This window comes from Blastocatellia bacterium (genome assembly GCA_016713405.1).
In the GTDB taxonomy this organism is placed as follows: Bacteria; Acidobacteriota; Blastocatellia; order Chloracidobacteriales; family JADJPF01; genus JADJPF01.
This window is the reverse complement of record JADJPF010000022.1, coordinates 80231-93806: the sequence shown is the minus strand read 5'-3', so window position 1 is coordinate 93806 and position 13576 is coordinate 80231. Positions and strand designations below refer to the sequence as shown.

Sequence of the window (13576 nt, the reverse complement as noted above, 5' to 3'; positions counted from 1 at the left end):
AAAAAATAAAAATTTAAGCTAAAAATTTTCTAAAAATCCAAGTAGTAAATAACAACAACTTAGTATTATTATATTTACAGTAACATATAATAATACTAAGGCTAACATTAGGCATTCAGACGAGTTATTAGAATTAGTTGCTTGACAGAAATTAATTAGGAGTGTTACTGTTAAACGCTTTTAACAGGCTGTAAAATCTAAACTATCTTTCTTTTAACTTATTGAGTTATGCCAAGTAAGAAAACTCAAGAATTTGTTTTTGATCAACGTAATCGGGAGATCTTACTCTCAATTATTAAGATGTATGTTGATACTGGTGAACCTGTTGGATCAAGAACTCTTTCCAAATATTCAAAAGAAAAGCTTAGTGCAGCAACAATTCGCAATATTATGGCAGATCTAGAGGAGGCAGGTTATTTAACTCATCCTCATACTTCGGCTGGTCGTATCCCTACGGATAAAGCCTATAGATTCTATGTTGACAGCATTTTACGACAAGTAAAAATATCTAAGTCTGATGAATCAGCTATAAGGCACTCTCTTTTAGAGTCAGAAGTTAGTAGTGCGACCCAATTTATGGAACGTACTTCACATTTGTTGTCGCAGATGTCTAATAATGTTGGTATTGTTGTTTCTCCTGCAATTGCCCAAGATATTTTACAACATATAGAATTTCTTAAATTAGCTGATGGCCGAATACTTGTAATTATGGTTTCTCGTAGCGGGTTAGTTCGTGATAGAGTGATCCGAGTTGAAGGTGATTTTTCACAAACAGAACTAGATAAGACTGCTCGTTATGTTACAGATAACTTTAAGGGCTTAAGTTTATCCGCTATTCGTGCTGAAATATTAAGATGTATGTCAGAGGAAAAAGTCCTCTATGATAGATTGCTACAAAACGCTATTTTACTCTGTAATCAGGGATTAGAGGACGAAGAACAAGGTAAAGTTTATGTAGATGGTACTTCTACAATTTTAACTAAACCTGATTTTACCGATACAGAACGACTACGCGGACTATTTCGCATGTATGAAGAAAAAGGTAAATTGCTAAAAATTCTTAATGAATGTTTAGCTGAATCTACTTCTACAGGAATAGGGATTCGTATAGGTGCAGAAAATAATATTCCTAGCTTACGTAACTGTACAATTATTACTTCACCTTATACTTACGGAAGTAATATTAGTAATGTAGTTGGAGGAGTTGCAGTTGTTGGGCCTACTCGTATGGAGTATGCTCGAATGATTACAGTAGTTAATTACATTGCACGTCTATTTGAACAGGTTTTTAGCGAAGATAAACAAATTAATCGTTAGTTTTTAGAAAGCTAAGGTAAAAATTTTTAAACAATTCTCTTTTACTACATAAAAGTAGTAAGTAGTTAGACTTTATAGGGAATGCCTATAAATATATTCGTAAAGTTATAGGACTTTAACGCAAAATGACAATAGAAAATAAAGAACAATCATCAAATATTACAAACCCCGAACTAGATACAACTACTAATGATGAAACTGCTGAAGCTAGAAGTGAAGCAAAAGAGGAGACAACAAAAGAAGTTGTAACAGAACAAAAAAAGGATGATTCTAAAGGTGCGACACCATCTATTAGCGAAGAGGAAATCGCCCAACTTCTAATAGATCTTTCTGATGCACAAGAGCGATCAGTAAAGCTTTCTGAGGAAAAGAAGCTTATTTATGAACAATTAATGAGACGACAAGCAGAGTTTGAGAATTTTCGTAAACGAGTAGATCGTGAGCGAAGCGATGTACATCTGCAAGCTCGTTCTAATGTTGTAGTGGAAATGCTACCTGTTTTAGACAATTTAGAAAGAGCTTTGGAATTTACCCCAAAAGGTGAAGCAGGTGAAGCAGTATGTGAAAATATTTTAACTGGGGTAAAACTTATACATCGTCAATTCCTGGATGTATTGATTGGTTTAGGGCTTTCACCTGTCAAGGCTTTAGGAGAACTTTTTGACCCTCATATGCATGAAGCTGTCACGACAGAAACTAATAACGATTTACCAGAAAATACTATTGTTGCTGAACTACAAAAAGGCTATAAACTTGGTGAAAAGCTGCTTAGGCCAGCAATGGTAAAGGTTGCAGTTCGTGGATAATATAAATTCCTAGCAAAATTACGAGACATTATTTAAGTTGTTAAATCCTACAAATATTTATTAGAGAGATGATTTTATGGGTAGAGTTATTGGTATAGACTTAGGTACAACAAATTGTTGTGTAGCAGTAATGGAAGGCGGCGTAACTCAAATTATTCCTAACAAAGAAGGTGGTCGTACAACACCATCTGTAGTAGGGTTTACAGATAAAGGAGAACGTTTAGTAGGGCAAATAGCTAAACGTCAAGCTATTACTAATGCTGCTAATACGGTTTTTGCTGTAAAACGCTTAATTGGTCGTAAATATAACTCTCCAGAAGTTTTAAGAGCAAAAGAGTCTTCTCCTTATGAAATAACAGAATCTAACAATGGGGACGCTCGCGTAAGAGTACAAAACCGAGATTATTCACCTCCAGAAATATCAGCCATTATTTTACAACGCTTAAAATCTGCCGCAGAAGATTTTCTTGGCGACGAAGTAGATGAAGCAATTATCACAGTACCAGCATATTTTGATGATTTTCAACGCCAAGCAACAAAAGATGCTGGTAAAATTGCTGGTCTTAATGTACAGCGTATTATTAATGAGCCTACAGCCGCTGCTCTGGCTTATGGTCTAGGAAAAAGATCAGCCGAAAAAGTTGCTGTTTACGATCTAGGCGGGGGAACGTTTGATATTTCTATCCTAGAAATGAATGATGGAGTATTTGAGGTTTTATCCACTTGTGGAGATTCATTTTTAGGTGGTGAAGATTTTGACCAACGTATCATTGATTGGCTAATTGATGAATTTAGAAGCGAAACAAATATTGATCTAAGAATGGATAGGCTGGCACTACAACGATTAAAAGAAGCCGCTGAACGTGCTAAATGTGAGCTTTCTAATACATCAGAATCAAATGTTAACTTACCTTTTATTTCTGCTGATGCTTCTGGCCCAAAACACTTAAATAGAGTTTTAACAAAAGATAAATTTGAAGAATTAGTATCAGATTTAGTAGAAAGAACTGTAGAACCTTGTCAAAAAGCTCTTTGGGATGCACAACTCAAACCAGGCAACATTGATAAAGTTTTACTTGTTGGTGGACAAACTCGTTCTCCTATTGTTCAAAGAAGAGTACAAGAAATTTTTGCTAAACCTGCTTCGGCTGAAATTAACCCAGATGAAGTTGTTGCAATGGGTGCATCAATTCAAGGTGGTGTATTGCTTGGAGAAGTTAAAGATCTAGTACTTTTAGATGTTATCCCTTTATCTTTAGGTATTGAAACTAGAGGTGGGGTGTTTACCAAAATTGTAGATCGTAATGCAACTATACCATTAAAGAAAAGCTTAATATTTACTACTGTAGCTGATAATCAATCAACTGTAGAGGTTCACGTTCTACAAGGTGAGCGTGAAATAGCTGCGCATAATCGTTCTTTAGCAAAGTTTGAATTAGTTGGCATTCCTCCTGCTCCTCGTGGTGTTCCACAAATAGAAGTGTCTTTTGAGTTAAATGCAGATGGTATTGTAGAAGTTTCTGCTCGTGACAAAATGACAGGCTTAGAACAAGCAATGAAAATTTCACCTTCATCAGGACTTTCGCCAGATGAAATTTTTAACCTTATTGAAGAAGCAAAAGCAAATGCTGATGCTGATCGTCAACAAAAAGAAGTGTTATTGCTGAAAAATCGCTTAGAAGGATTACTGCAAAATACCCAACGTTCCTTTAGTGAATTTGGTTGGATGTTGTCTGAAAAAGATCAAGAATCTGTACGTAATTCTTTGCTAGTAGCTAAAGATTCACTCGCTAGTGAGGATTTAGGGATAATAAAACAAAATTTAGAAGAATTAGAAAGAACGGGAAGGCTAATTACAGAAGCAATGTTTTCTGGGGGTACTACTGAAGGAGTTTAGATCTATTAGAACAAGTGGAAAATACCTCTATCTATCCTAATTAGTTGTAATTAAGATTTTATATATGAGTAGTAATAATAAAAGAGACTATTATGAAGTATTAGGTGTTGCTAAGGATGCTGGAGAAAGCGAAATTAAAAGTGCTTATCGAAAGTTAGCAATAAAATATCATCCAGATAAAAACCCTGGTGATACAGAAGCAGAAGAGAAATTTAAGGAAGCCGCGGAAGCTTATAGTGTGCTAAGTGATAAAAACCAGCGCGCCCGCTATGACCGTTTTGGACATTCTGGCGTAGGTACTTCAGCCGCTTCTAGTGCAGGTGGTGCAGGTTTTGGAGGAGCAGGTTTCCCAGGTTTTGAAGATATTTTGGGAGATTTGTTTGGATTTAATGATATTTTCGGTAGAAGCGGACGTTCTCGCCAAGTCCAACGTGGTGCAGATATTCGTTACGACCTGGAAATAACACTAGAGGATGCTGCTCAGGGAATTAAAACAAAAATTAATGTACCACGATTAGAAAATTGTAATTCTTGTCAAGGTAGCGGGGCAGCACCAGGTACTTCTCCAATTAACTGTCCAACTTGTAATGGTGTTGGACAAGTACGCTATCAACAGGGATTTTTTAGCGTTAGTCGTACCTGTTCTTATTGTCGTGGTACTGGGAAAACCATTAAAGACCCTTGCCAAGAATGTCGTGGTGAGGGCCGTATCTCAAAAGAGAAAGTTTTAGAAATTAAAATTCCACCTGGTGTTGATACTGGCGCAAGACTACGTGTTCAAGGAGAAGGAGAAGCTGGTTTTGGAGGTGGGCCACCAGGGGATCTTTACGTAGTGATTATCTTAAAAGAACATGCTGTTTTTGAGCGTCAAGAAAATGATCTACATTGCACAGTACCAATAACTTTTGCTCAAGCTGCATTAGGAGCAGAAATTACAGTCCCTACTTTAGAAGGTGAAGAAACTATCAAAGTAGGAGAAGGGACACAAACAGGTAAAATCTTTCGCTTAAAAGGCAAGGGTATGCCTGCTTTAGGTGGACGAGGTCGGGGAGATTTATTTGCTGCTGTAAATGTTATAACTCCAACTAACTTGACTCGTGAGCAACGAAAATTATTTGAAGAATTAGCTAAATTTGATGATAAAGCTCCAGTTCATGAAAAAGGTTTGTTTGATAAGGTAAAAGATATTTTTAGTTAAAAACTTAAAAAATAATTTTGATATAAATAATGCCAAGCAAACTTGTTGATTTGCTTGGCATTATTTATATTTATCGTTAAAGTACCTTAAATAAATTAATTGTTTTAGCTATTTTGAAAGGATTAAAAATTGTCTACTCCCGATAATGTTTTAGTGCGAGCAATGGCTGCAAATGCAACTATTCGTTGTATGGCTACTATAACTACTAATTTAGTTAATCAAGCTTGTCAACGACACTCTACTTTACCAACCGCCTCGGCTGCTTTAGGTAGAGTTTTAACAGGTACTTTAATGATGGGTAGTTTGTTAAAAGATCTTGAAAAAATTACAGTACAATTTCATTGCCAAGGGCCTATTGGCAACATTACTGCTGAAGCAGATGCTTATGGTAATGTTAGAGGATATGTTAGAAATCCCAGTGTTGATCTACCAGTAAATGAAAAAGGAAAATTAGATGTTGGAAAAGCTGTTGGCGAAGGTATGCTTTATGTAATTCGAGATGCTGGTTTTGATATTGGGCTAGGGCGAGATCCTTATTGCGGTTCTGTGCCAATTGTTTCAGGCGAAATTGCAATGGATTTAGCTTATTATTTTACTAAATCTGAACAAATCCCTTCAGATGTTAGCTTAGGTGTTTTTGTTGAAAAGGATGGAATAGTAACTGCTGCTGGGGGTTTTATTATTCAAGTTATGCCTGGTGCAGATGAAAAACTAGTCTCAGAAATTGCTAATTCTGTAGCTCAAACACCTCCTAGTACAACTATGATTCGATCTGGTTATAGTGCTGTAGATATGTTACGTCAAGCTTTAGGTAAGGTAGACTTTGAAATTTTATCTACAAATACAATTAATTTTACGTGTCAATGTTCTTATGAGAGAGCGATTAGCTTAATTTCTGCATTAGGTAAAGAAGAAGTGAGTGATATGTTGGAAAAAGATAAAGGTGCAAAATTAACTTGTCACTTTTGCAGTGAAACTTACTCTATTACAATAGAAGATTTAGAAATGATACTTAATAGTTTGAATTAGCAGCGTTTTTGTTGTACTGTAAAAGCTTAGATTATTTAACTTAGTTGTATTAATACAGTGTAAACTAAGTAAGTTAATATTTTTTCAATTTCTTAAGTCACGCGCGTGACGAAATAATTGTAGCCTAAGTCGTAAGACCTAAGTTTAGTGATTATACATAATTAAAGTCGCGTAGCGACGGCATAATAAATATAACAAATTCAACAAATTAATTATGTCGTCACTACGTGACTTTGTAAATATTACATCACAATACGTAGGGTTTCAACCTTACACTACAATATGTTGCCCCGTTGGGGTTTTAAGAGATAAAACATCAGAAAATTTTGTTTACAGTGTAATTAATTATTATTAAGAGCAGGTGCAGCAAAGAAAATCTGCTAGGTAAAAGTAAGATAACTTAAATAGGTTTAGAAGTATGCCAACTCCAAAAAATCGACGAAGTTTTACTGAAGATTGGTTTGTTATTCAAAAGAAGACTATCAATAAAGCTATTCTTACTGTAATAGCTGTTCTGGTCTTAGCCGTTGCTAGTTATGGAGTAAAGCTTTGGTTTGAAGCCTATGATCCATCAAAGCCAGATCCAAATAGAGTAGCAAAATTTATTCGTTTTGATGGGAATGTAACAGTTATTAAAAAAGGTTCAAATGAAGCATTGCCAGCAACAAAAGACATGGCATTAAAAGAAGGCGATACCATTCAAACAAATTCAGGATCTTCTGCTTCAGTCGAGTATTTAGATGGAACCCAAATATATTATAAAAGCTGGTTCGACTTTGATTATCAAAGAAAATTCTCGTAATGAAAAACGAATAACCAGCAAATTACAAGGAGGAGGAGTAAAAGTTAATACCTCAGAAGAAAGTGATAAACATATTATTGATTCTGAAGGAACTAAAGTTAGAGTAGAAAAAATTCTGATGTAGATTTAGATAATAAAGATGGACAAACTACAGTTCAAGTAACTAGCGGTTTAGCTAATTTATTAGGAGAAACAGAACAACCAATTTCGGCAGATCAAATAGCTAAAATTGATAAAACAGGAGTTAATATTAAAAATCTACCTCCTCCGCCCAAATTAGGTAGCCCAACCAATGCAAAAGAAATGTTAGTTAATCCAGGTGAAACTATTGAATTTAGATGGAATGCAATACCAAATGCTCAAAAATATAACTTAACACTTGCTTCTAATATTTCTTTTTCTGAACAATCTATCAAGCTTCAAGCTTTGAATATCAAAGAAACTAAATATAAATGGATAAAACCATTAAATGGGCCTATTTTTTTGGAGAGTTCAAGCTGTGACTACAGATGGTCTTCAAGGTAAATGGAGTGAACCTTTTGAAATTAAAGTACAGAAAAAAGGTGAGAGAAATATTGATATTCAATTAACTAAGAAAAATAAAATTACAGATTTACTTTGGGAAATAGAAGGAAATACTAGACCAGGTGTTGTACTAAGAATTAATGATCAAATTACAGAAGTAGATACTAAGGGACATTTTAAGAAAGATGTTACTTTATCGCCTAATGCCCAGCGTCAAATTACTTTTGATGCTCGTGACCCTAGTGGCAATACGGGTAAATTAATAGAAAAACTTTGAGTGTTAGAGAAATTTGGATTTCAAAAATAGGAAGCCATTAAAGCTTCCTATTTTTTGTTTTCACTGTTATAAGAGAACTAGCAAAAATACTTGATGATTTTCTTGTGTAATACAATTAAACTTAAACAAATATCAAGTTAATTTTAAGCTCCATCAATACTATAAAAATGCTTAATATTTTTAACTTTAAAAAGTATTTTTTATAAAAAAATGCTAAGATACTTGGAATTTTGCTAATTAATTTATAAAAATAATGCAAACTTAGTTTGCTAGGTGAAAAGTAAAAAACTTATACAGGTTTACAGGTATGTCAACCCAAAAAAATAGAAGAGGTTTTACTGAAGAATGGTTTGTTATTCAAAAAAAAACCATCAAAAAAGTTATTTTTACAGTGATTGCCATTTTAGTTTTAGCTGTTGTTGGTTATGGAGTAAAGGTTTGGGTTACACAAATTATTGAAGAAAGTAAACCAGACGCATATAGAGTAGCAAAATTTATCCGTTTTGATGGAAATGTAACTGTTATTAAACGAGGCACAAACGAAGCATTGCCAGCAACAAAGGATATGGCATTAAAAGAAGGCGATACTATCCAAACAAGCTCAGGATCTTCTGCCTTAGTAGAGTATTTAGATGGAACTAAATATACTATTAAAGCTGGCTCAACATTGATTATTACAGAAGATTCCCGCAAGGATAAACGAATAACTAATAAGCTACAAGGAGGAGGGGTAAAAGTTAATACTTCAGAAGATAGCAATAAGCATATTATTGATTCTGAAGGAACTAAAGTTAGAGTAGAAAAAAATTCTGATGTAGATTTAGATAATAAAGATGGACAAACTACAGTTCAAGTAACTAGCGGTTTAGCTAATTTATTAGGCAATACAGAGCAAACAATCTCAGCAGATCAAGTAGCTAAAATTGATAAAACAGGAGTTAATATTAACAATTTACCTCCTCCACCCAAATTAGGTAGCCCAATTAATGCAAAAGAAATGCTAGTTAATCCAGGTGAACCAATAGAATTTATCTGGGATCCAATACCAAATGCTGAAAAATATAACTTAACACTTGCTTCTAATATTTCTTTTTCTGAACAATCTATCAAGCTTCAAGCTTTAGATATCAAAGAAACTAAATATAAATGGATAAAACCATTAAATGGGCCTATTTTTTGGAGAGTTCAAGCTGTGACTACAGATGGTCTTCAAGGTAAGTGGAGTGAACCTTTTGGAATTAAAGTTCAACGTAAAGGCGAGGAAAAAATCCAGATCCAACTTACTAAGAAAAATATGATTACTCAGCTACTTTGGGAAATAGAAGGAAATACTACTCCAGGTGTTGTATTAAGAATTAATAATATTCCTACAGAAGTGGACGCTAAAGGACATTTTAAGAAAGATGTTACTTTATCACCTAATGCTGAACGTCAAATTGTTTTTGAAGCACGTGATCCTAGCGGCAATACAGGCAAATTAATAGAAAAACTTTAAGAGTTGTTTTGTAAGTAAATAGAATTTGCAAGTTAACGGCAAACCCTATTTACTTAAAATTTCTTTAATCATAATTATTGTTGAGGAGCAGCATTAACAGTATTGTTGGTATTAATTAAAATAGTTTCTTGTTCACCAGCTAAAATAATACCTTTAAGCATATCATTTTGATTTTGTTTACTTGTCATTAATTGATTAACAACAGCCTTATTTTTAAGTAAACCTTTACGAGCATTAGATCTAGCTACTAATTTATTACCTTTCCAAATGCTAATTTCTTGCTTTTCTTCATCAAATGTTACTTCATATTTACCTTTTTTTACTTCTGTTCCATTGACTACTACATCTTTACTAATATCTACTTTTTTACCTTTTCCTTCAGCATATGCTAATCCATTAAAAAATACTACGCTTGCTACTAATACCATTACTAAATTAAATGCTTTTTTCATATTGACCCCTTATTTGATTAATTTTTTGATATTTTGTAGGCCACTTAACGCCTGCAAGTTAGTTAACACTGTTAACGTGACTTTAAAATATTAGTTCGCAGAAGTTGATAAAAGTTTGCAATTATTTCCAGGATTTTTAAGCAAATTTCTAAACCATTGTAATTGAAGGTAGTTATATTAAATTTAATAGATTTTGCAAAAAAACTAGCCACTAAAAGTAAATAATCGTATCATTAGCCATTATTAACTAAGGTATTAAGATTAAAACAAATGATGTGGGAGATTTGTCTAAATGTTTAATAGTCGCTATATTGCTACACTTGTTTTCCTAGTGCTTAGCTCGTTTAGTCTAGCAGTTGATGTTTTTGCACAAAGTAAAGAGCGAGAAATAGAATGGAATAGCTATAGTCTACCAACAGGAAACTTTGTTCGATTTGTGAATCTAGAAGAAGGTTACAGTTTTTGGTATCCGGCTGAGTGGCAGCAAAAAAAGAATGCTAATGGAGATACAGCTTTTAGCATAGTTCCAGAAGGGCCTAATTTTGTTATTGCTATAGATAATATTGCTGATGGTTATGGAATAGCTAATTACACATCTTCATTACTTCAAGGATTTCGCAAGTATTCAATCAACCAAGAAACTTTTTCACTTAGAACCGTTTCAATAGGTGGGATTGAAGCGCGTGAAGCTCATTTTGAGATTGAAATTAATGATCGTGTTGCCAATGAAACGGTTTGGGTCACGGTTGTTGGGCCAAAAGCTTATAACTTTATTTTTGCATTTGACCCTGCTGACAAAGAAAAATTTGAGCCTTATATTAAACGTATAGTAGAAACAATTAATATTGGTGCTAGGGGTCATTGGGATAGGGAATTTGAAACTTTACGCACTAAGTTTGCTGATCAAACCGTTGCAGGTAGTGAATTAGCTGCTATTAATGTTGCTAAAAAAATTCGAGATTTTAATATTCCCAAGTCAGAATGGACAAAAGAACTTACAGAATTAATTGTTAAATCTCCTGCCATAGCAATAGATCTTCTTACAAATAGCGATCCTCAGGTGCGGGCAGAAGCCATTCTACAAATAAGCAAAATAAAAGACCCAAAATTTGATGAAATACTACTTTGGGCATTAACTGACAAAGATAGTTATTGCAGCACAATTGCAGCACAAGCTTTTGCAACAAGAGGTTTAGACGCGCTCAATCTCCTTAAAAAGAAATTACCTGATTTAATAGATAAACCAGGTGTAATTTTACATGTAAGTGCTGCATTTAATGAGCAAAACGTCCGGCAAGTTATCTATGATGAAGCCATTAAAACAGGAAAATTAGCTGATTGGGCTAAAGAACCATTAAGCGAATTGACTAAATTAGATAATTTAATTAATAAGGATAGCTTAAATTCTGAGTTAGTTTCTAAATTGGTAAATGCTCCAACTACAGGAGAAACACTTTTTCCAAAAGACTCAACGCATTATTTAATGACACCAAATTTTCAGCAGGCTTTAGAAAAGTTTGACACTGCTCTTTCAGGGATTCAATTAAATACAGTTCGTGATCAAATGACATTAGCTTTAATTATTAAAACGCTAAAGACCCGTCTTGCTGAAGAACTTAAAATTAATGCTACAAGTGATATAAGTTCAACAATAGGTATTAACCTTAAATCTCCTATAGCTTTAGCAGCCTGGCCCAGGATGAAAAGACAGAAAATATTTCTGCTCATAGTGCAGTAATAGCTTCTGTGTCCGATAAGAATCGTTTTGAGCGATTGCTAGCTTTATACCAAAATCAATTTGACGATTTTGAGTCATTTTCTACCTTTAGTGCAGTGGCAGCACGTATAGCCACAATTCTTCCAGCAATGCTTCCTGTTGGAATGGCAGTAGCTTTTTCCGATCTTGAAGGTAAGGAAAGAGAAATAAAACCACTTCATAAAGAACTATATTTTGAGCATCACCTAATCAATAGCTTACCATTGACAATAATTAAGAAATTAAGTGTTTTTGAAGGAAAACCAACAGAATATAGTAGTATTTTTGTTCTCTATCTTGGTGATACAGCAATAGTTACTTCTTCTCAAGAAGCTATTGCAGATTTAATTTTATCTGCAAGTCAAGGAAACACTATTGGAACAAATAAAGATTTTGTACAGGTAAAAGCACAAACAGGAGAAATAGTTTTTTTTAGCCAACTAGGAAAATTAATTAAAACTACAGATGCTAAAGATAAACAACTTCCACTTATGGAAAATCTAGTAACTCTTATTGGTAATGAAATAGGGGCTTTACAAATTAATAAAAATTCTTGTGAAACTTTATTTAGTTTTAACCTTTCTTCACAAACTTTTGCTAACACAATTACAAGCTTTAAGCCTTGGGAACTTAGCGCGGCTAGGGAATTGTTTCCAAACAATACAATTTTTTATGCTGGAACAAAGATCGATGCACTAAAATTTTGGAATTTGCTTAAATTATCTAGTGGACAGGTAAATAAAAAAGCCCAAGATCCTTTAGACATAGAAATTGAAAAAACAATACTTTCTCAACTAGAAGGGGAAGTTGCTTTTGCTCTTATTAGTATTAAACCTGTTATAGCTGATTTAATTACTAGAAACAAAAAAGATGAAAAAGATAATAAGGATAGCAAGGACAATAATTCTAAATTACCAGCAATAGCTTGTGCCTTAAAGCTAAAAGACAACACGCTTGCTAATCAGTTTCGCAACAATAAAATTTTTAAGAATTTAACAAAATTACCTTTTGTAACGTTCTCAGGTTGGCCGGTTGCATTAGTTAAAGCAGATGGCTATGAATTTGTTTTTAGTGTAACTGATAACTATATGATTTTTGTAGATAGCATAGAAACACTTAAACTATTAGAAAAGCCAGAAAAATTTGCTAGCACCCGCGATTATATTCGTTCAACAGATGCTATTTCAGATAATCTAGCCTTGTTTGCTACCTATAATCTTGATAGTGCTTTTAATGAAGCAGCAAGTCTTAGTAGTAATAATGCAATGGCTAAAGACATACTAAATGCGATGGGCGCAATGCTTAGGGCTTTTCATAGTCAACGTGCTTCAATATCTATAAAAGACAATAACTTAGAGGGTCGTTTAGCTGTGTCTTTTGACCGAGAAGGACGCTATTCTGTAAGTGAACTAACAAAACAAGTAAATGATTTTGATGTTGCTAATGCTATTGTATCTGCAAAAGGTATTAATCCTATAGAATCAAGCCGTATAGAGTCCTTAAAATTACGTATTAAAACAAAGCCAGAAGTTATTTCTGGTCTTCAAAATGAGATTAAGAAGTTTCCTTGGCAACAAGTAGAAACTGCTAATGAAAATAATTTAATTCTACAATCTAGTGCGCGTCAAATTCCTGATAATCAAAGTGTTGTGTTGCCAATTACAGCAGATGAATTTGTTCCTTATCTACGTGCAACAAGTCGCATTAATTCAAATGATCCACAAATTATTGAGCTAGCAAAACAAATTGTTGGAGATGATAAAGATAGCCGTAGCGTAGCGCGAAAACTTGGAGAATGGACATACAGCAACTTAAAATGGAAGAAAGTTCAAAGTGATACAGTTGAGACTTTAACATCACGTGAGGCAGATTGTTTTGAGCATTCAGAACTTTATGTTGCTCTTGCTCGCGCTTGTGGCTTGCCAGCAAGAGTTGTAACAGGTGCAGCACTTAGCGGAGGGTCTTTTGGCTCTCATGCTCGGTAGAAGTTTACTTAGGCAAATGGGTAGAAGTTGACCCAAC

The 13576-nt window shown here is 34.0% G+C and carries 13 protein-coding genes; 12 read left to right on the top strand and 1 reads right to left on the bottom strand.

Going from position 1 to position 13576, the window contains the following annotated elements:
* The first annotated feature begins 228 nt into the window (after nt 1-228).
* The 10 genes from hrcA to IPK14_21880 all read left to right on the top strand — a co-directional run bounded on the left by hrcA (nt 229) and on the right by IPK14_21880 (nt 9346).
* A complete protein-coding gene (gene hrcA / locus IPK14_21925) occupies nt 229-1317 on the top strand; it encodes a heat-inducible transcription repressor HrcA (protein ID MBK7995934.1) in 1089 nt (362 codons plus the stop codon).
* Between the two features lie 125 nt (nt 1318-1442).
* Nucleotides 1443-2123: a nucleotide exchange factor GrpE gene (gene grpE, locus IPK14_21920; GenBank protein ID MBK7995933.1), complete on the top strand. Its 681-nt coding sequence runs from the start codon at nt 1443-1445 to the stop codon at nt 2121-2123.
* A 76-nt stretch (nt 2124-2199) separates the two neighbouring features.
* On the top strand, nt 2200-4020 hold the full coding sequence (gene dnaK, locus IPK14_21915; GenBank protein MBK7995932.1) for a molecular chaperone DnaK: 1821 nt from the start codon (nt 2200-2202) through the stop codon (nt 4018-4020).
* 64 nt (nt 4021-4084) lie between these two features.
* Nucleotides 4085-5218 carry a molecular chaperone DnaJ gene (dnaJ, locus tag IPK14_21910; protein ID MBK7995931.1) on the top strand — a complete coding sequence of 378 codons (1134 nt, stop codon included), beginning with the start codon at nt 4085-4087 and terminating at the stop codon, nt 5216-5218.
* A 129-nt stretch (nt 5219-5347) separates the two neighbouring features.
* A complete protein-coding gene (gene hslO, locus IPK14_21905) occupies nt 5348-6247 on the top strand; it encodes an Hsp33 family molecular chaperone HslO (protein MBK7995930.1) in 900 nt (299 codons plus the stop codon).
* A gap of 418 nt (nt 6248-6665) precedes the next feature.
* Entirely contained in the window at nt 6666-7049 is a 384-nt protein-coding gene (locus IPK14_21900; GenBank protein MBK7995929.1) for a hypothetical protein, read from the top strand.
* Nucleotides 7024-7173, top strand: a complete 150-nt coding sequence (locus tag IPK14_21895; protein ID MBK7995928.1) for a hypothetical protein — start codon at nt 7024-7026, stop codon at nt 7171-7173. Before IPK14_21900 ends, IPK14_21895 begins: the two co-directional genes overlap by 26 nt.
* Nucleotides 7174-7352: 179 nt before the next feature.
* A complete protein-coding gene (locus tag IPK14_21890) occupies nt 7353-7574 on the top strand; it encodes a hypothetical protein (protein MBK7995927.1) in 222 nt (73 codons plus the stop codon).
* Complete coding sequence (locus IPK14_21885; protein MBK7995926.1) at nt 7549-7851, top strand: hypothetical protein; 303 nt, start codon at nt 7549-7551, stop codon at nt 7849-7851. Before IPK14_21890 ends, IPK14_21885 begins: the two co-directional genes overlap by 26 nt.
* Nucleotides 7852-8158: 307 nt before the next feature.
* Entirely contained in the window at nt 8159-9346 is a 1188-nt protein-coding gene (locus tag IPK14_21880) for a FecR domain-containing protein (protein MBK7995925.1), read from the top strand.
* A gap of 74 nt (nt 9347-9420) precedes the next feature.
* Here IPK14_21880 and IPK14_21875 read toward each other — a convergent pair whose 3' ends face one another.
* Nucleotides 9421-9798 (bottom strand): hypothetical protein, encoded by a 378-nt coding sequence (locus tag IPK14_21875; protein MBK7995924.1) that lies wholly within the window; start codon nt 9796-9798, stop codon nt 9421-9423.
* Between the two features lie 292 nt (nt 9799-10090).
* Here IPK14_21875 and IPK14_21870 point away from each other — a divergent pair, with 292 nt between their 5' ends.
* Nucleotides 10091-11536 (top strand): hypothetical protein, encoded by a 1446-nt coding sequence (locus IPK14_21870; protein ID MBK7995923.1) that lies wholly within the window; start codon nt 10091-10093, stop codon nt 11534-11536.
* An 8-nt stretch (nt 11537-11544) separates the two neighbouring features.
* Nucleotides 11545-13539: a hypothetical protein gene (locus tag IPK14_21865; protein MBK7995922.1), complete on the top strand. Its 1995-nt coding sequence runs from the start codon at nt 11545-11547 to the stop codon at nt 13537-13539.
* Nucleotides 13540-13576 lie beyond the last annotated feature (37 nt).